This is a genomic window from Caulobacter sp. FV2ye17ST, from assembly GCF_058680955.1.
In genome coordinates, this window is sequence record NZ_CM178727.1 from 821,968 (window position 1) to 838,243 (window position 16,276).

Here is a 16,276-nt window from a genome sequence, read left to right on the forward strand (position 1 = left end):
CGCCCCGCCTGAAGCCCTAGTCGACCCCGGCTACGGCCAGCAGGGCGGCGAGGCCGACCTGCATACCCTTCAGGCTTTCGCCCTTCTCGACATCGATCCATTCGTCCAGGGCGTGGGCGCGGCCGGCCTTGCCGCCCGAGCCGATGGTCACGGCCGGGATGCCCAGGCTCATGGGGATGTTGGAGTCGGTCGAGGACGCGCCGTGCTCGGGCTTGAAGCCAAAGGCGGTGACGGCCGCCGCCGTCAGGCCCACGATCGGCTGCTCGGCCGGGGTCTTGCCCGCCGGACGCTCGCCGATCACCTTGGGATCATAGCTGATCTTGCCAAACCGGGTGGACCGCGCCGCGTTCTCGGCCGCCGTCGCGCCATCCAGAATGCCGATCAGGGTCTTGTCCAGCTTGGCCAGTTCGTCAGCGCTTTCCGAGCGCATGTCGAATTCCATAAAGACCTCGTGCGGGATCGAATTGACCGAGGTGCCGCCGCCGGTGACGCTGGCCGAATAGGTGGTCTTGGGATCCTTGGGCGTTTCGACCGCGTACAGATCGACCACGCTCCTGGCCATGGCCGTCATCGGATTGACCGCGCCAAAGGCGCCATAGCTGTGGCCGCCCGGACCCTTGAAGGTGACGTGATAGCGCTTGGAGCCGGTGCCGCCGTCGACGATGCGCGAGGGGTCCGAACCGTCCATCGAGAAGAAGGCGGTGATCCGCCCCTTGAAGGCGCTCTTGTTGAACAGATAGCGCACGCCGCGCAGGTCACCCGGGCCTTCCTCGCCCACATTGCCGACGAAGAGGATGTCGCTCTTGGTCTTGATGCCGGCCGCGTCCATGGCCCGCACATAGGCCAGCAGGGTGGCCAGCGAGCGGGTGTCGTCGCCGATGCCCGGCGCCATCAGTTTCGTGCCCTCGCGCCGGACCCTTACGTCGGTGCCTTCCGGGAAGACGGTGTCGAGATGGGCGGCGATGACCACGAACGGGCCCTTGCCCTTGGTCGCCGTGCCGGGCCGCACGCCCATGACATTGCCCTCGGCGTCCATCGTCACATCGCTCAGGCCGTGGGCCTTCAGCATCTCCAGATAGGCCTTGGCCCGCGCCTCTTCCTTGAACGGCGGGGCGGGAATCTCGGTCAGGGTGATGACGTCGGCGATGGTGCGGTCAAAGTCGGCGTCCAGCTTTTCGGCCGCCTTCTTGAAGGCCGGCGAGCCCACCAGCTTGCGCACGGTCCCGGCGTGATCGGTCCTGGGCGCCGCCCAGGCCGGGGCGAGGGTGGCGGACGAGGCGACCAGCGCCGCCGCGAAGGCGATCAGCGAGGCGGAGCGGCGAAGGGTGTTGATCATGCGGCGAGAATCCCTGACTGGCGGCGCCAGCCTAGGGGGAGCCCTGCGCGGTGTCATCCCGTGGCCGCCGCGCGGACACAGGTTCGCAGCCTCGCCGGTTTTAGCGGCAAGTTGGGGAGGCGGCGGAGCGTCCGGGCCAGGCCCGGAGGACTGTGTAGTGGAGTACCGTTTCGGCCGTGGCCGGAGCGCTCCGCGCGGTCGTTATCCCTCTGGCCGGGGCGCGCGGGTCTTGTTCAACCCTATGCCCCACCCGGATTTTCTCCTCCTCGCGACGGACCCAGCCCTCAAGCTGCAGCCACGCCGATTCCGGAGGAACCCGGAGCGAACCTTCGGACGGGCGGAGGCTTGGCCTTCCTCCGATAGACGGGTTTACGTCACCCGCCCTCTTGAACCCGTACAACCGCCCCCATCACCCGTCAGGTCGCCAGCTGGACGGCCTCCCCAGTGACGGGGCGAGGATGATTATGCGGGAGGTTTCCAGGGGGCTGCGTCGATTTTCGATCGTGACGCTGGGGCGGGGAGGTAGGGCGTTGAATTTGTTGGGGTGGAGGTGGGCTTATCCTCGTGACAGTGTGGGGATAGGCGCTCGCCGTCATCCGGAAGCCTCAGGCATTGCCCTTGGTTGTCAGATTGAGATTCGTGTCGCCGCAGCCGCACCTCAGCGCCTCTTTCGGCCCGCGAGACGGCGTGATGTGGAACATCCCTTTACAAACAGGACAGGAATATAGCTCCACCAGAGCTTTGTAGGCTGCCGCCACGGGCACGAAATCTTCCTTCGATAGGTCAGCCCAAGGATTGTAGTGGACGGCCGCATTTAGCTGCCATTGGTCGGCACCTGCCGCTTGCCGCGCCGCTGCGAATGCAGCTTCGCGTTTAGCTATGGTTTCGACGATATCTTTTTGGTTCCATGAGCCCGCCGCAGCTTTGGCCTTCTTAAAACCGTCGCCCATGGCGGACAGTGCACCCGGCAGCAGGTCCCCGAGCATGAACTGTCCATCGCCGCGATATTCGACCTTTCCCCTGAGCCGATGGCTAGCCTCCCCGGTAAAATACTCAAGATAGCGACGAAGGGTGCCGGAAGCACCGGGCACATTGCATTCTGCCAACTGAGCGTCGATCTCGTCCCATACGGTATCATGCGTCCATTCGGCGGGTCCGGTGTCCACACTCCAGGTTTTGAAGTGCGCGACGTTCTTGTCGGTGATGATACCTTCCGATCGCATATGCCTTAGCCACACGTCGTCGTGGGTTGTGAAGATGAATTGCGTGTTCGGGAATTGAGACTTGAGGAGGGTGCAGACCTCGCGCCTGTGCCCCTTATCTACAGACATCAGAACGTCATCGAGGACCGCGATTGTGAACCCATCAGCCAGCAGATGGCTCATCAGGGCGAGGTAGAGGCACAATCCCATACCATCTTGGTGACCTTCGCTGTGATAGGCACCCGGTGGAAACTGACCGCGCCCATAGAAGTCGACGTCAAAGCCAAGCTTGCCAAAGGAAGGAATAAGCTTGGCTGTGAATTCACTCTCATCGTCTTTGTTGAGCGCCCGGTAAAACTCGGCGAACTGATCCTGGACTTGGGTGTAGATGGCCTCCAGCGCCTTGGTCGTGGCATTGTTGAAGATGGAGTGGACTCGGGCCGCCTTAGTTGCCTTTTCCTTGCCAGCAGCATGCGCCTGACGAGCTGCGCGGTAGTGGATCAGGCGCTCCTCGGCGATCGTAAGAAACTGCCGCGCGGCGTCTTGGGCCGTTGGCTCTGGCAGGCCGGCTACGGCATCTTCCAAGGCTCCGAGGGTCGGCGTCAGATCAGCCAGCTCGTAAGCGGCCTCCAGAACCGCGATCGTATCTTCGAGCGGGACGAGCGCTTGGAGCTGCTGATAACGGCCCAGTAGAACTTGCTTGAAGTCTATTAGAGGCTTGCAGTCCAGGGGAGGTTGCAACTGCCCGCCGTAAGGAATGATGGCGGCCAGGCCAGTTCCAGCTGCGTGGATAGCGGTCAAAAGGGGCGCGATATCCTTTGTTAGGCTCGCGCGTTGGTCTGCAACCTCCTTGAGGTGCGCCAGCTTCCCCTTCAGGTGTGGCACGAAGGTGTCTGGCCCGAAGGGGGTGTCGCAGGTCGGGCATTGCTCGCCGTCGTAGAGGTCCAGCGCGGTTGTCAGCAGGGTTTCGCGTTTGACGCCAGCCGCCGCTGCAGGGTCTGCCGCCAGAACCTTAAGCTTAGGCGTCAACGCGGCGGCGGCTGCCACGAATGGATTTACCGCGAGAGATGCCAAGGCCTCCTTGGCGGCGACGAGGTCGCTGGCGGCCTGGGCCTTGGGGATTTGTTGCGGGGTCGCGCCCGCGCCTACGGTCGCTAGGCCGTCGGTCAATGGCGTAGCAGGCGTTAGATCTACGAACGGCGCTAGCCCCAATGCCTGACGGTGCGGGTTTACGACCCCCAACACAGCCGCCTTGGTCAGTTGGGTGATGCCAAGCGCGGCGATTAGCTGTTTGGTCGCTTCGGTTTCTGCTCGTTCGAGCGGCGGCAATGCATTGCGATAGGCGTTGTCGATCTTCTGGAGAACCTGACGGAGTTTTCCCACGTCGCTCAACCGCAGAAGCGCTTGAACCTCAGTCGCTCGATCGCCGGGTTCTGAAATAACATAGCGGATCAGCTCGCGACGGGAGAGGACGAACTCGGGGTGAAGCTTGACCATCTCCAGCGCCGCCAGCACATCCGCATCGGCCGGCGTCACTATTGGCGAATTTGCGCCCTTCACTGTCCTGCGAATGACGGCCTTCTTACCGCCTAGCGCGGCTATCGAAACAGTGAGTTCGACCCAGGCTTCGTTAGGCTTGTCCCGAAAATCGACATGAGGTCCGTGCTTGGTCACCGAAAGATCGCCGGTGCCTTTGCCGGACAACCGCGATATCTTGCCGGTAAGGCCGAATTCTATCGCGTCAACGATCCCGCTTTTGCCCGTACCATTAGGTCCGCAGGCCGCGAAGTTGCTTCCGTTAGGCTTTAGCTCGAGGTTTCGAATGCCCCGAAACTCATGAATGTTTATGGCGTCAATCTTGATCATGGCGCTTCAGGGAACATTAAGGTCCGGATCGCTGGTTCGGCGAATACGCCGTCGTCCAGGATCAATTTCCTCAAGCCGACAGCTAGATCAGCGAGGTCTTCTTCCTTTGCCAAGGCGTCAAAAAAAGCTCCGAGAACCGAAGAGGTTACGGTCGGCACCACTTGAATCTGGGCGTCTATCCCGTTCTGTTCGTCTTCCATTTGAATCCCCGCCTATTGGACGATCTATCCAAGCACGAAATTCTGGGAAGAGAAAAGTGCAGGTTGTTGCCGAGTGCTACAGCCGTTGTCGTAAACAACGGTATGGGGGAATCCCTAAACCTCCGCGTTGAGCTCGGTTCGGCGATCCGCCATCCTAATAGCAATGTCCGCCTAGCGGCGTGACCTCGGCCCTCACGCCCCCTCAATCAAACACGATCACCGACCGCGCCAGCTCGCCCCGCTTCAGCTCATCAAACGCCGAGTTGATCTCTTCCAGCTTGATCCGCCGCGAGATCATCTGGTCCAGTTTCAGCTTGCCCGACATGTAGAAGTCGACCAGCCGGGGCATGTCGACCGGGAAGCGGTTGGAGCCCATGAAGCTGCCCTGGATGCGTTTTTCGCCCAGGAAGTCGGAGCCGTTCAGCTCGATCTTGGTGCCGACCGGGATCATGCCGATGATGTTGGCCGTGCCGCCCCGGCGCAGCATCTTGAACGACTGCTCGGCGGTGACCTTCAGGCCGATGGCCTCGAAGCTGTGCTGCACGCCGCCGCCGGTCAGTTCCTGCACCTGTTTGACCACGTCGCCGTCGTCGGCGTTGATCAGGTCGGTGGCGCCGAACTGACGGGCCAGTTCCAGCTTGGCCGGCACGCGGTCGATGGCGATGATCCGGCCGGCGCCGGCGATGGCCGCGCCGTTGATGGTGGCCAGGCCCACGCCGCCGCAGCCGATCACGGCCACGGTCTCGCCCGCGCGCACGCTGGAGGTGTGGATCACCGCCCCGACGCCGGTCAGCACCGAACAGCCGATCAGGGCGGCCAGGTCGAAGGGCATGTCGCGGCGGATGGCGACGCAGGCGTGCTCGTGCACCAGCATCATCTCGGCGAAGGACGACAGGTTCAGGAACTGGGCCATCTTCGTGTCGCCGGCGCCCGAGAGGTCTTCGCGGAACAGGCGCGGCTCGTCGGTCTTGGCGCGGCGGGTCTCAGAGCTGATGCACAGGTTCAGGTGGCCGGTCAGGCAGACTTCGCAGTGGCCGCAATAGGGGTTGAGGCAGGTGATAACGTGGTCGCCGACCTTCACCGTGCGGACTTCGGACCCGACCGCCTCGACGACGCCGGCGCTCTCGTGGCCCAGCACGGCGGGCAGGGCGTGGGGGTAGGAGCCTTCGACGAAATGCAGGTCGGAGTGGCAGACGCCGGCGGCCTTGGTGCGGATCAGCACCTCGCGCGGGCCCGGCTTGCTGATGGACACGGTTTCGATCTGGAGGGGTTTGCCCACCTCGCGCAGCACAGCCGCCTTCATTCGCTCTCTCCCTGCAATGGGAGGAGTCTATCGCCCCGTCAGGGGAGAGCGGAAGGGGCTATCCGAACAATCGTTCGAATTGTTGGGGTCTGGAGGTCCGGCGGTCTCAGGCCGCGATGGCGGCGGAGTCGGCAGCGGCGGCCGCGGCGGCGCTGGCGCGTTCGGGAATGATGTGGCTGACCGACAGCAGCACGGTCATGCCGGTGTCCGACGTGATCACGGCCGAGACCAGCGGCGAGTTCTCTTCGCCCATCGACGGGGGCGGATTGATCTGGTCGCCATTGACGATGAAGCTGTCGCACACCGCGTCGACCAGCAGGCCGGCCACGTCGTCGCCGCTCTCGATGACGATGATCACCTGGCGTGGGCCGTCCTCGGCCACGCCCTTGCCCAGACGGGCCGACAGGTCGATGACCGGCATGACCTGGCCGCGCAGGTTGATCACGCCGCGCACATAAGGCGGGGCGTCGGGAAGCTGGGTCGGCGGGGTGACGCCGCGGATCTCGCGAACCGAATTGACCGGCACGCAATAGGTCTGGGTTCCGACCTCGAACGACAGAACCTGAAGGGCTTCGCCCGTCTTGTACGCCACGTTGCTGGTCATGGAAGTCTCCGCTGGTCGACCCGTCCCACGAAGGTGACTCCGTCGAACGATCCCAGTTTGGCGGCAAATAGTGAATAAACCGGCGCCGGGTTTACCCCTGGCACCCGTTCAGGTGCGGTTCAGGCAGGCGGCGCGAGACTGCCCTCACGGTATCACGCAAGCCGCCGCCGGGCGGATCGACACGAAGGGGAGGGGCTGATGGCCCGCAAGATCAGCACCGTGATCGGCCAGGTCGCCGCCGGCCTCGCCGCGCTCTCGATGGTCGCCGCGGCGACCACGGCGTCGGCGGATTCGCGTCGCCACTATCGCCACCACGGCCACAACGGCGGCGGCAAGACCGAGGCGGCCATCGTGGCCGGCGTTCTGGGTCTGGCCCTGGGCGCGGCGATCGCCAGCAGTAATGACAATGATGGCCGCTATGCCCGCCCGGCTCGCGGCTATGGCTATGGTTACGCCCCGCCGCCCCCGCCGCCGCGCTATTATGGCCGTGACTATTATGACGACTATCGCAGCGATTGCTGGACCACCCGCGACTATGACCGCCGCAGCGGCGTCGTCTATGAGCGGACGGTCTGCCGTTAGATCCGGCGAACGGTCAGGCTAAGGTCTCGTTTCTGAAGGATTTTTCGAGGCGGACCGGCCTGGCCTGACGACGGGCGCCTGCGCCCTGGCCGCCTGGCCGAGGCGGCGGGACGCGCCCCTCCAGGGTTCCGGACCGGTCACCGCGCAGAGATCATGGAAAGCCCCGGAGCCCCCGCTCCGGGGCTTTTTCATTTGGGTATGAGGGGGCTTGTCATTGCGAACAAAAAGGGAACATGATGAGGCTCCATTCAAGGGAGCCTGCCGATGTCCGCCGCCTCGATCCTGTCTGTCGCGCCTGGTTCCGCCTTCGCGGGGGCCTTCGCCTGTCGGCCTGACACGCCGGTGTCCGGCGAGGACCGGATCGAGATCGCCGAGGCCGTCCTGGCCGGCGCCTGGCGCACCCTGCGGGCGGCCGGATTCCATGAAGCCGAGGTCCAGGCCCTGTTCGACCAGATCGCCGACCGTCCTGAGGACCTGGCCCGGCGCCTGCGGAAGATGGCTAACGCGGCCGGTTAACCGTTTACGCCTCGCCGCGACATTTCGGCGCATCCAACCGGCGGGCCCGCACGTATCTGCATTTGCACGCAATGGCCCGGAGGGTGAAATCCCCGCCGGCCAGAGCACCCCGCCGTCCCGTCCCCCCACCAAACGGCGGGAAGCCGCGGGGTTCTTCCGCCGTTGTCCTCGTGACGGCGGAAGAACCCCGATGGCGGGGTCCGGTGCCCGGCTGTCCGGAAGGTTCGGCTGACCCGGTGCGTCATGCCGCGATCCAGGTGTTCGACGTCCTCGCGGGCCACGACCGGCCAGGGCGGAGAGGCATGGCGCTTGCGCCACGGCTCACCGCCCCAACGGTGCGAAACGGCCGGAAGATCAGTGCTGGGCGACGTAGGCCGGCGCGCCCTGCGGCATCGGCGGAACGTGGCTCGGAGCCGGGGCGGCGGCCGGGGCCGGGCGCTGGAACTTCAGGCTGCGGCCCTGGAACTCGGCGCCGGTTTCCATGGCCAGCTGCTCATGGGTGATGTCGCCATCCACCCGCGCGGTGCCGTACAGGCGCACGGCCTGGGCGGTGACGCTGCCCAGAACATTGCCGTGGATCTCGATCACCTGCGCGGTGACGCTGCCCTCGACCCGGCTGTTGGGGCCCAGGATCAGCTTGCCGACCCGGATGTCGCCCAGCACCACGCAGTCCAGATGCAGCTCGCCGTCGCCGACCACGTCGCCCTTGATGGTGACGCCCTGGGCGATCATCGAGGCCGGCTTGGGCCGGGCGACCGGAGCGGCGGCGGCCTGGGCGGCCGGCGCGCGCGGGGGCTCCTGCATCGCCAGGGCGGCGGGGGCGGGGGTTTCTTTCTTCTTGGCGAACATCGGCGTGGACCCTGTCTCGAAATGGCTCGTCGGAGCTTTCGGGAGCAAGACAGGGGCCACTCGCCCAACGTTGTTATGGGTTGTCGGCGACGTGGGTCGTGGGTCGATCATCGCCCGCCGCGATCTCTTCGCGCCACTGGCCCTTGGCGTCTTCGTAGGTGATGCCGGTGGTTTCGCCCGAAACCTCCTGCTCGGCCGCGACCCGCTGGGCGGCGGCCAGGGCGGCGGCATGGCTGGCGAAGGTTTCGGAGAACACGTCGCCCAGCTTGTAGGCCCAGCCGCCGTCGTGTTCGACGATGATGTAGGTGATGTCGGTCATGGGGGAGGGCTCCTGAGGCTGTTGGAAGGATCAACGAGTCGTCAGCAGCCAAGGTTCCGGGCGCCACGTCTTGTCGGGAAGAGCTCGAGCGCGGACAACAGCGGGATGCTGTATCTCATCCTCAAGGCCGCCCTCTCGGGCGTGATCATCGCCGCCATTTCAGAGATCGCCCGCAAGTCGCCGGGCTTTGGCGCGCTCGTCGCCTCGCTGCCGCTGATCTCAATCCTCGGCATGATCTGGCTGTGGCGCGACACCCGCGATGCTGCCCGCATGGCCAGCCATGTCGAGGCCACCTTCTGGTACGTGCTGCCGTGCCTGCCGATGTTCCTGGTCATCCCGGCGCTGCTGCGGCGCGGCCTCGGCTTCTGGCCCGCCCTGCTGGCCGGCTGCGTCCTGACGATCGGGCTCTACTGGGCGATGATGGCGCTGGGGCCGAGGTTTGGGGTGAAGCTGTAGGGCTCAATTTTTCCGCTCTCCCCGGCGAAGGCCGGGGCCCAGATCGAACCTCGGGCGAGTGTCGATCTGACTCGGTCAGAAGGCGCATCATCCCCAGACGCTCAGGCTGAATCTGGGCCCCGGCCTTCGCCGGGGAGAGCGGGGACTTTGGGGTATCGGCTTTTGTAAGGGTCAGCATGAGGGTATAACGCGTGGCGTTATGCGGCCCTACTCAGGCCCTTGTTTCGCTGAACCCAAGGTCCCAGGAAGATGTCGGAATCCGCCGAGCCCCTTCAGATCGATCCCACGGACTGGCTGCACAATCCCACGCCCGGCGACATCCTACTGGAAGAGTTCCTCAAGCCCCTGGGCATGAGCCAGACCGCCCTGGCCAAGGCGATCGGCGTGCCGCCGCGCCGGATCAACGAAATCATTCTCGGCAAGCGCGCCGTCACCGCCGACACCGATCTGCGCCTTGCGCGCTACTGGGGGCTGTCGGAGGGCTTCTGGCTGGGCCTTCAGATGGATTTTGATCTGATGCAACAGCGCCGAAAGATGGGCGCGGTGCTGGCGAAGATCACGCCGAGGGCGGCCTAGCAGTGCATCGCTCAGCGTTCGCGGCGATCCAATAGCTTGTGGCCAGCGACACTCTGCCGACGTGGCGAGTGTTCGTCTGGACCGACAGGGACTTACGCCGGTGATTGTGGCCGGAATGACTGCGTTCGCACAAACCTTTTGGATCACCACCCGCCCGCACACGGAAAGATTGTGTCGATGTGCTGGCAAGTCCATGCTCTCGTCCAGAGTGAGAGCGGCATGGACAAGCGCGATACGAACGAGACCTGGCCGATGGACGAGCTGGAAACCGCGCTCGTCGAGACCTTGCGCAAGGATGAAATATTCCAGGCCCTGTCGCCGAAGCGACAGCATAAGATGCTCCTCAGGGTGATGAAGGGATCGGTCAAGGAGTTCAGCAAGAACCTGATCGACCGGGCGCCGAAGATGCTCGCGCGGCGGCGCAAAGCCCAAGCCGGCTTCCAAACGCGCAACCTGCGTCGGTGGCGCGAGGCGTTCGATCTGTTCGAAACTGTCTGGGTTTGCTGCGAAGAGATTGGCCGAAACTTCAACCAATACTTCAGGTCCCAAGCGGTGCAGGAGCAAGACTTTATCTTCGAGGCCATGACCGCAGTTCATGCGCGGTCACTCCTGGTGGGTGAGGAGATGATTTGCTTGATGAAGGGCGGATTTCCCGACGCGGCGATCAGCAGGTGGCGGACCCTTCATGAACTGACTGTGGTTGCGGTTCTCCTGTCTCAGGCGGACCAGGACTTAGCGCTGCGATATCTTGCGCATGCCGACGTACAGGCGCTCAAGGGACTGGACGCGGAGGCCATTGCTCAGGACGAGGATCTATTGGCGGTAAAGGCTAGAGCAGATCTCGGCCTATCCCGGTTTGGGCCCGAACTTGGGAGGAACTACGGTTGGGCTTGCGCCCTGATTGGCAAAAAGCAGCCTAATTTCGAGGACCTCGAAAAAAAGGCCAACAAGGGTGAGGCGCGGTATTTCTACAAGTTCGCCTCACAGCACATACACAGCAACCATCGGGCCTACGACGACCTCTTGGGCATGTCCGAAAGCCGGGAGACAATTGTTCTGGTTGGCCCAAGCAACTCGGGCATGGTCGGCCCGCTGACTTTGGGGGCGATGAGTCTGGCAGAAGTCACGGCGCTCTACATCAACATCCGGCCGAGTTTTGACGTAGGCATCTTTGTGGCGGTGCTCGTGAAGATGGCGAGAAGGATGAACAAGCTGGGCGCTCGCCTAGAGAAGGCCACGCTCAAAGCAGTGCGAAAGAAGCGCGGCAATGAAGGCAAAAGTGGCTGAGAGCCAGTTCGAAGCGACCGCTGCTCCCCAAACCCAAAACCCAAAAGCAAAACGCCCGCCTCTTGCGAGACGGGCGTTTGGGAATCGCGGTGAGCGGAAGCCTCTAAGCCACCTTCACCCGCGCCGCGCTCTCCGGCAGGTCCGTCCCGAACGCGCGCTGGAAGAACTCGGCCACGGTCGGGCGTTCCAGTTCGTCGCACTTGTTGAGGAAGGTCAGGCGGAACGACAGGGCGATGTCGTGGTCGAAGATCTCGGCGTTCTGGGCCCAGGTGATCACGGTGCGCGGGCTCATGACGGTGCTGATGTCGCCGTTCATGAAGGCGTTGCGGGTCATGTCGGCGACGCGGACCATGGCCGAGATCGTGCGGCGGCCCTCGACCGTGTCGTACGAGGGGTTCTTGGCCAGCACGATGGCGGCTTCGACGTCGTGTTCCAGATAGTTGAGCGTCGTGACGATGCTCCAGCGGTCCATCTGGCCCTGATTGATCTGCTGGGTGCCGTGATAGAGGCCCGTCGTGTCGCCCAGACCGATGGTGTTGGTCGTCGAGAACAGCCGGAAATACGGGTTGGCGCGGATCACGCGGTTCTGGTCCAGCAGGGTCAGCTTGCCGCCGGCCTCGAGCACGCGCTGGATCACGAACATCACGTCGGGACGACCGGCGTCATATTCGTCGAATACCAGGGCGATCGGGCGCTGCAGCGACCACGGCAGGATGCCTTCGCGGAATTCGGTGACCTGCTTGCCTTCCTTCAGGACGATGGCGTCCTTGCCGACCAGGTCGATCCGGCTGATGTGGCTGTCGAGGTTCACGCGGACCAGCGGCCAGTTCAGGCGCGCGGCGATCTGCTCGATGTGGGTCGACTTGCCGGTGCCGTGATAGCCCTGGACCATCACGCGACGGTCGTTGGCGAAGCCGGCGCAGATGGCCTTGGTCGTCTGCGGATCGAATTTGTACGACGGATCGATATCCGGCACGTGGCTGTCGCGATGGCTGAAGGCTGGAACCTTCATGTCGCTGTCGACGCCGAACGCGTCGCGGAGCGTCACCCACTTGTCGGGGACCAGGGTGATCAGGGGATCGGCGGCGGAGCTGGTTTCGGCGAACTCGGGCATGTCTATCCGCTTACCGCCTTGACGTGGGGGAGGGGAAGAGCGGAGGCCGCCTGATCCTCAAAAAAGGCGTTCAAACGCGAACGCCCCGGACGGCGGGGGCCATCCGGGGCGAACAGGCCGGGTCGATCAGGACCTAGAGCATTTTCCGATCCAGCTGGATCGGTGAAATGCTCTAGTCTTTTGTTTTACGCATTTTCTGACGACGAACCGGCGTCCACTTCGTCGGAAAATGCTCTAGCGGTTGGCGATAATCACCGAGGCGATCAGGCCGGTCGCGATCGCGGCCATGACGTACTGGTCGTTCACGCGCTGCCAGCGATAGCCGCGCGGCGGGGCGCGCAGGCCGCGACGGTGATAGTCCGAGACGTAGTAGCGGTTATCCCGGTATCGGTGGTCGAGGCGTTGGCCCCGGGCCCAGCGGCGATGTTCACGATAGTCGCGGCGGTCGTCGCGATAGTCGCGGCGCTCGGCGCGGTGATCGCGGCGGTCGTCACGGCGGTCGTCGTAGCGGTTCTGTTCGTAACGGCCATTGCCGCGGTCATCGTGGCGTTGCGGCGCGGCGGTGGCGGCGGTCCCGGCCAGTAGCGACAGGGCGATGGCAGTGATGGCTAGGCGCTTCATGGCGGTCTCCTTTTCGATGACCCCAACCTAGTGAAGTCGATGTGGCCCCGACATGAACGGCCACGGTCAGCTCCCGTTCATGTTTCATTGACGACGTCTCGACCGCGGCCGGGGTCGGGAGCCAAGCTTGGCCTTGCGCGTTGGGAGGGCATGAAACCGCTTTTTGCCTTCGACCCGCGCCGTGATCTGCCCGCCTTGCTGGGGGCCGCCCGGCGCGAACTGGGCGCGACCGCCGCCCTGCTGGTCGCCGCCCTGTCGGCCATGGCCTTTCTGTCGATCGCCGATGAGGTGGCCGAGGGCGAGACCCGGGCCATCGACCTGGCCATTCTCGACGCCCTGCGTCAGCCGGGGCGCCCGCGCGACCTGATCGGTCCCGACTGGCTGCACGTGGCGGCTGTCGACATCACCTCACTGGGCTCGCTGGCGGTGCTGTCCCTGCTGATCCTGCTGGCCTTTTCGCTGCTGGCCTGTCTCAAGCGCTGGGGCGAGGGCCTGCTGCTGCTGGTCGGGGCCGGCGGCGGTCTGGCGATCAGCCAGGGCCTGAAGATGCTGTTTGGCCGGGAGCGTCCCGATTTCGACTACCGCGCCGTCGAGGCAGTCAACGCCAGTTTCCCCTCCGGCCACGCCATGCTGTCGGCGGTGGTGTTCCTGACCCTGGGCGCCCTGGCCGCGCGCTTTACCGACCTTAGGCGGCTCAAGGTTCTGGCCCTGGGCGCGGCGGTCTTCCTGTCGCTGCTGGTGGGCTTCACCCGGGTCTATCTGGGCGTCCACTGGGCCAGCGACGTGCTGGCCGGCTGGTGTGTGGGCGCGGCCTGGGCGATGGCCTGCTGGCTGGCGGCTTTCGCCCTGACCCGCTGGCGGCGCGCTAGACGGCCGGCTTGACCTTGGGCCGCCAGGCCAGTTCGGCGGAGGTCCAGGCCGCCCCGGCCAGATCGATCAGGCCCATCAGAATCCAGGGCCGCGGCAGGTTTCCGGTCAACACCAGCGCGCCGATCACCACGGGCGAGGCGCAGCGCAGGGCCACCGAGGCGCGCATATAGGTGCGCTGCCCCGTCCAGCCGGCGACGTGATAGGCCAGCGAATAGGCGATCAGCATGACGCCGAACATCCGCGCCCAGGGTTCGGCGGACGGATCAAGCGGCGACCTGAAGGCCTGGGCGGTATGGAAGGGCGCCAGGGCCAGGGCCGCGCCGGCGGCCGAGGTCAGATTGCCCCAGAACCAGATGCTCCAGGGCTTGCCGAACGGCGTCGGCGTCACCGGCGTCGGCGCGGTGGCGAGGCTGGGCCCCGAATCGGGGTCGGTCATGATGCGGCTGTCCCTCGCGCCCGTCCCGGCGAGCGCGGGGCGGAGAATGGCGGCAGCCGGGGTCTGCCGCAAGAGGCAGGCTTCAGGTGGTCAGACCGGCTTTTTGCAGCGTCTTGTAGGCCTTGATCACCCGCTGCAGCTTGTGCTCGGCGCTGCGGTCGCCGCCGTTCACGTCGGGGTGGCAGCGCTTGAGCAGTTCCTTGTACTTGGCGCGGATCGTGGCAGCGTCGGCGCCGCCGTCCAGGTCGAGGTCGGCCAGGGCCACGCGTTCCAGCTTGCCCAGATGGCGGTCGGCGGCGGCGCGGTCGGCCTCGGCCTTGCGCTGCTGGGCCCGGAACAGGCCGAAGGGGTCGGCGATGTGGCGGGCGTCGCGGGCGGCCATGGCGGCGGCCTCGCGCGAACGGCTGTCGGCCTTGAAGCTCCAGGTCGGGCGGCCGCCGGTGACCTTTTCGGTCTCCTGCTCGGCGCGGATCTGGGCTTCGTTCATGCCGGCGAAGAAGTTCCAGTTCTTGTTATATTCAGCCGCGTGCTTCTGGCAGAACCAGTAGTGCTCGTTGGGCATGTTGCGCGCCTTGGGCGCCCTGGCCGATCCGGCCAGCCGGCAGTCGGGATGGTCGCAACGCTTTTCGCCCGGCTTGAGGCCCAGCACGTCAGGCTGCGCGCTCTCGCCCTCCTTGGGGGGGCGAACGCGGATGTCGAAAAACTTGGGGCGGTATTCAAACTCTTGGGCCATGCCCCCTAGAGTAAGCCGCAGCTATTTCCGTTCAAGGATTGACATGCGAGAGAGGGGCATGGGCAGCGTATCAGACATCATTCGAGGCAAGCTCGAAGCGGCTTTTTCGCCTTCCAGGCTGGACCTGAAGGACGAGAGCGACCGCCACCAGGGCCATGCCGGTCACACCGGCGCGGGCGAGAGCCATTTCAACCTCGTGATCGAGGCCCAGGCCTTTGCGGGCAAGGCCCGCGTGGCCCGACAGCGCATGGTCTACCACGTGCTGGCCGAGGAAATGGCCGGGCAGGTGCACGCCCTTTCGATCATCGCGACGGCGCCGGGCGAAAGCTGACGCCAATCGTCACGACGGGGCTTGCGCGACGGCCCCGCGACTGATTGCCTCTGCCCCCGGCGCGATCAGGTCGGGCAGGGTTTTTGAGCCCTGATTCACGGTTTGGAGCGTGGCGGGGCCGGAGTCTGGTCCTCTCTTCGGCGTCGCGCTCCCGAAAGAGGGATGGCATGAGCGCCGACGACACCGCCCGGACGATCGAAACCGAGACCGCCGCCGCCCTGCCGGCGCTGCTGGCGCGGTCCTATGCCCGCTATTCGAACTTTACCGTCGCCGCCGCCGTGATCGACGAGCATGGGGCCGTGCATCTGGGCGTCAATGTCGAGAACGCGGCCTACCCGTCGGGCACCTGCGCCGAGCAGACCGCGATCGGCGCCATGGTCACAGCCGGCTCACGGCGAATCGCCAGGGTGCTGATCGCCGCCGGCTCGAATGCGGTGGTGCAGCCTTGCGGCGCCTGTCGGCAGCGAATCGCCGAGTTCGCCGCAGAGGATTGCGAGATCGTGTCGGTTCAGGACGGCGTTGCGACGAAGCGCGCGCCGTTCTGGAGCCTGCTGCCCGACAGCTTCGGACCGCGCGACCTGGACTAGGCTGTAGCCATCAAGCCGTCTGGGCGGCCAGTTCTTCGAGCACGCGGCGCAGGTCGGCTTCGCGGAAGGGCTTTTGCAGGACAAGCGCGCCGCGATGGCCTTCCGACAGGCCCGCCTCGCCGTAGCCGCTGGCGAAGGCGAAGGGCACGCCGCGCGCCTTCAGGGCGTCGGCGACCGGGAAGATCGGACGGCCGCCCAGATTGACGTCCAGCAGGGCCGCATCGATATCGGACGAACCGGCCAGACGCAGGGCTTCCTCGATCTCGGCCGCGGGGCCGATGACCGTACAGCCCAGGTCGCTGAGCATGTCCTCGACCAGCATGGAGACCAGAGCCTCGTCTTCGACCACCAGGACCTTCAGGGCGGACAAGGACTTCATATCGTGAGCTCCGAAAGGCGCATGGAAGGCCCCGCGCAAGGGCTTGAGCTCACGCTATCACAGGTTAAGCCGCCGTCGCGCAACCCTTGGGCGATCAGCCGACTTTTCG

The 16,276-nt window shown here is 65.1% G+C and carries 20 protein-coding genes; 8 read left to right on the top strand and 12 right to left on the bottom strand.

Annotation, left to right across the window (positions count from 1 at the left end; translation table 11 throughout):
* Positions 1-16 precede the first annotated feature (16 nt).
* From ACW17V_RS04025 to ACW17V_RS04045, 5 genes are all read right to left on the bottom strand, one after another.
* The gene (locus tag ACW17V_RS04025) at positions 17-1,336 is read right to left on the bottom strand and encodes a M20/M25/M40 family metallo-hydrolase (protein WP_492107599.1); all 1,320 of its coding nucleotides are present in this window, start codon (positions 1,334-1,336) and stop codon (positions 17-19) included.
* A gap of 605 nt (positions 1,337-1,941) precedes the next feature.
* On the bottom strand, positions 1,942-4,404 hold the full coding sequence (locus tag ACW17V_RS04030; RefSeq protein ID WP_492107600.1) for an AAA family ATPase: 2,463 nt from the start codon (positions 4,402-4,404) through the stop codon (positions 1,942-1,944).
* Positions 4,401-4,604, bottom strand: coding sequence for a hypothetical protein (locus ACW17V_RS04035; RefSeq protein ID WP_492107601.1), 204 nt, complete (start codon positions 4,602-4,604; stop codon positions 4,401-4,403). The genes ACW17V_RS04030 and ACW17V_RS04035 overlap by 4 nt, the downstream gene beginning before the upstream one ends.
* Before the next feature lie 202 nt (positions 4,605-4,806).
* Positions 4,807-5,907, bottom strand: a complete 1,101-nt coding sequence (locus ACW17V_RS04040; protein ID WP_492107602.1) for a Zn-dependent alcohol dehydrogenase — start codon at positions 5,905-5,907, stop codon at positions 4,807-4,809.
* 106 nt (positions 5,908-6,013) lie between these two features.
* Positions 6,014-6,511, bottom strand: a complete 498-nt coding sequence (locus ACW17V_RS04045) for a chemotaxis protein CheW (RefSeq protein ID WP_492107603.1) — start codon at positions 6,509-6,511, stop codon at positions 6,014-6,016.
* Between the two features lie 198 nt (positions 6,512-6,709).
* Here ACW17V_RS04045 and ACW17V_RS04050 point away from each other — a divergent pair, with 198 nt between their 5' ends.
* Together ACW17V_RS04050 and ACW17V_RS04055 are read left to right on the top strand one after the other, a co-directional pair.
* Positions 6,710-7,093 carry a hypothetical protein gene (locus ACW17V_RS04050; RefSeq protein ID WP_492107604.1) on the top strand — a complete coding sequence of 128 codons (384 nt, stop codon included), beginning with the start codon at positions 6,710-6,712 and terminating at the stop codon, positions 7,091-7,093.
* A gap of 282 nt (positions 7,094-7,375) precedes the next feature.
* Positions 7,376-7,609, top strand: coding sequence for a hypothetical protein (locus ACW17V_RS04055; protein WP_492108730.1), 234 nt, complete (start codon positions 7,376-7,378; stop codon positions 7,607-7,609).
* Between the two features lie 354 nt (positions 7,610-7,963).
* Here the strand turns inward: ACW17V_RS04055 and ACW17V_RS04060 are convergent, their stop codons facing one another.
* A complete protein-coding gene (locus ACW17V_RS04060; RefSeq protein WP_492107605.1) occupies positions 7,964-8,458 on the bottom strand; it encodes a bactofilin family protein in 495 nt (164 codons plus the stop codon).
* Between the two features lie 73 nt (positions 8,459-8,531).
* Positions 8,532-8,777: a DUF2188 domain-containing protein gene (locus tag ACW17V_RS04065; protein WP_492107606.1), complete on the bottom strand. Its 246-nt coding sequence runs from the start codon at positions 8,775-8,777 to the stop codon at positions 8,532-8,534.
* A gap of 105 nt (positions 8,778-8,882) precedes the next feature.
* Here ACW17V_RS04065 and ACW17V_RS04070 point away from each other — a divergent pair, with 105 nt between their 5' ends.
* From ACW17V_RS04070 to ACW17V_RS04080, 3 genes are all read left to right on the top strand, one after another.
* On the top strand, positions 8,883-9,233 hold the full coding sequence (locus ACW17V_RS04070) for a DUF3147 family protein (protein WP_492107607.1): 351 nt from the start codon (positions 8,883-8,885) through the stop codon (positions 9,231-9,233).
* 249 nt (positions 9,234-9,482) lie between these two features.
* On the top strand, positions 9,483-9,809 hold the full coding sequence (locus ACW17V_RS04075) for a HigA family addiction module antitoxin (protein ID WP_492107608.1): 327 nt from the start codon (positions 9,483-9,485) through the stop codon (positions 9,807-9,809).
* Between the two features lie 219 nt (positions 9,810-10,028).
* Positions 10,029-11,096, top strand: a complete 1,068-nt coding sequence (locus ACW17V_RS04080; protein ID WP_492107609.1) for a DUF5677 domain-containing protein — start codon at positions 10,029-10,031, stop codon at positions 11,094-11,096.
* Between the two features lie 103 nt (positions 11,097-11,199).
* Here the strand turns inward: ACW17V_RS04080 and cobS are convergent, their stop codons facing one another.
* Both cobS and ACW17V_RS04090 read right to left on the bottom strand, forming a co-directional pair.
* Positions 11,200-12,210 (bottom strand): cobaltochelatase subunit CobS, encoded by a 1,011-nt coding sequence (cobS, locus tag ACW17V_RS04085; protein ID WP_492107610.1) that lies wholly within the window; start codon positions 12,208-12,210, stop codon positions 11,200-11,202.
* A 234-nt stretch (positions 12,211-12,444) separates the two neighbouring features.
* Positions 12,445-12,831 (bottom strand): RcnB family protein, encoded by a 387-nt coding sequence (locus ACW17V_RS04090; RefSeq protein WP_492107611.1) that lies wholly within the window; start codon positions 12,829-12,831, stop codon positions 12,445-12,447.
* A 150-nt stretch (positions 12,832-12,981) separates the two neighbouring features.
* Between ACW17V_RS04090 and ACW17V_RS04095 the strand changes: the two genes are divergently transcribed.
* Positions 12,982-13,713, top strand: coding sequence for a phosphatase PAP2 family protein (locus tag ACW17V_RS04095; RefSeq protein WP_492107612.1), 732 nt, complete (start codon positions 12,982-12,984; stop codon positions 13,711-13,713).
* Here the strand turns inward: ACW17V_RS04095 and ACW17V_RS04100 are convergent.
* Together ACW17V_RS04100 and ACW17V_RS04105 are read right to left on the bottom strand one after the other, a co-directional pair.
* A complete protein-coding gene (locus ACW17V_RS04100) occupies positions 13,697-14,137 on the bottom strand; it encodes a hypothetical protein (protein ID WP_492107613.1) in 441 nt (146 codons plus the stop codon). The two genes, ACW17V_RS04095 and ACW17V_RS04100, sit on opposite strands and share 17 nt — an antisense overlap.
* 82 nt (positions 14,138-14,219) lie before the next feature.
* Positions 14,220-14,870: a J domain-containing protein gene (locus tag ACW17V_RS04105; protein ID WP_492107614.1), complete on the bottom strand. Its 651-nt coding sequence runs from the start codon at positions 14,868-14,870 to the stop codon at positions 14,220-14,222.
* A 58-nt stretch (positions 14,871-14,928) separates the two neighbouring features.
* Here ACW17V_RS04105 and ACW17V_RS04110 point away from each other — a divergent pair, with 58 nt between their 5' ends.
* Both ACW17V_RS04110 and cdd read left to right on the top strand, forming a co-directional pair.
* Positions 14,929-15,201 carry a BolA family protein gene (locus ACW17V_RS04110; protein WP_492107615.1) on the top strand — a complete coding sequence of 91 codons (273 nt, stop codon included), beginning with the start codon at positions 14,929-14,931 and terminating at the stop codon, positions 15,199-15,201.
* A gap of 167 nt (positions 15,202-15,368) precedes the next feature.
* Positions 15,369-15,788 carry a cytidine deaminase gene (gene cdd, locus ACW17V_RS04115; protein WP_492107616.1) on the top strand — a complete coding sequence of 140 codons (420 nt, stop codon included), beginning with the start codon at positions 15,369-15,371 and terminating at the stop codon, positions 15,786-15,788.
* Between the two features lie 10 nt (positions 15,789-15,798).
* On the opposite strand, the gene ACW17V_RS04120 is transcribed toward cdd, so the two are convergent.
* On the bottom strand, positions 15,799-16,167 hold the full coding sequence (locus tag ACW17V_RS04120; RefSeq protein WP_492107617.1) for a response regulator: 369 nt from the start codon (positions 16,165-16,167) through the stop codon (positions 15,799-15,801).
* Positions 16,168-16,276: the final 109 nt, after the last annotated feature.

Bases quoted from the DNA above. Each gene is read 5' to 3' on its own strand.
- ACW17V_RS04120 (WP_492107617.1), bottom strand. From the start codon at position 16,167: ATGAAGTCCTTGTCCGCCCTGAAGGTCCTGGTGGTCGAAGACGAGGCT.
- ACW17V_RS04110 (WP_492107615.1), top strand. From the start codon at position 14,929: ATGGGCAGCGTATCAGACATCATTCGAGGCAAGCTCGAAGCGGCTTTT.
- ACW17V_RS04105 (WP_492107614.1), bottom strand. From the start codon at position 14,870: ATGGCCCAAGAGTTTGAATACCGCCCCAAGTTTTTCGACATCCGCGTT.
- ACW17V_RS04030 (WP_492107600.1), bottom strand. From the start codon at position 4,404: ATGATCAAGATTGACGCCATAAACATTCATGAGTTTCGGGGCATTCGA.
- ACW17V_RS04040 (WP_492107602.1), bottom strand. From the start codon at position 5,907: ATGAAGGCGGCTGTGCTGCGCGAGGTGGGCAAACCCCTCCAGATCGAA.
- ACW17V_RS04075 (WP_492107608.1), top strand. From the start codon at position 9,483: ATGTCGGAATCCGCCGAGCCCCTTCAGATCGATCCCACGGACTGGCTG.
- ACW17V_RS04035 (WP_492107601.1), bottom strand. From the start codon at position 4,604: ATGGAAGACGAACAGAACGGGATAGACGCCCAGATTCAAGTGGTGCCG.
- ACW17V_RS04070 (WP_492107607.1), top strand. From the start codon at position 8,883: ATGCTGTATCTCATCCTCAAGGCCGCCCTCTCGGGCGTGATCATCGCC.
- ACW17V_RS04095 (WP_492107612.1), top strand. From the start codon at position 12,982: ATGAAACCGCTTTTTGCCTTCGACCCGCGCCGTGATCTGCCCGCCTTG.
- cobS (WP_492107610.1), bottom strand. From the start codon at position 12,210: ATGCCCGAGTTCGCCGAAACCAGCTCCGCCGCCGATCCCCTGATCACC.
- ACW17V_RS04050 (WP_492107604.1), top strand. From the start codon at position 6,710: ATGGCCCGCAAGATCAGCACCGTGATCGGCCAGGTCGCCGCCGGCCTC.
- ACW17V_RS04080 (WP_492107609.1), top strand. From the start codon at position 10,029: ATGGACAAGCGCGATACGAACGAGACCTGGCCGATGGACGAGCTGGAA.
- ACW17V_RS04025 (WP_492107599.1), bottom strand. From the start codon at position 1,336: ATGATCAACACCCTTCGCCGCTCCGCCTCGCTGATCGCCTTCGCGGCG.
- ACW17V_RS04045 (WP_492107603.1), bottom strand. From the start codon at position 6,511: ATGACCAGCAACGTGGCGTACAAGACGGGCGAAGCCCTTCAGGTTCTG.
- ACW17V_RS04065 (WP_492107606.1), bottom strand. From the start codon at position 8,777: ATGACCGACATCACCTACATCATCGTCGAACACGACGGCGGCTGGGCC.
- cdd (WP_492107616.1), top strand. From the start codon at position 15,369: ATGAGCGCCGACGACACCGCCCGGACGATCGAAACCGAGACCGCCGCC.
- ACW17V_RS04090 (WP_492107611.1), bottom strand. From the start codon at position 12,831: ATGAAGCGCCTAGCCATCACTGCCATCGCCCTGTCGCTACTGGCCGGG.
- ACW17V_RS04060 (WP_492107605.1), bottom strand. From the start codon at position 8,458: ATGTTCGCCAAGAAGAAAGAAACCCCCGCCCCCGCCGCCCTGGCGATG.
- ACW17V_RS04100 (WP_492107613.1), bottom strand. From the start codon at position 14,137: ATGACCGACCCCGATTCGGGGCCCAGCCTCGCCACCGCGCCGACGCCG.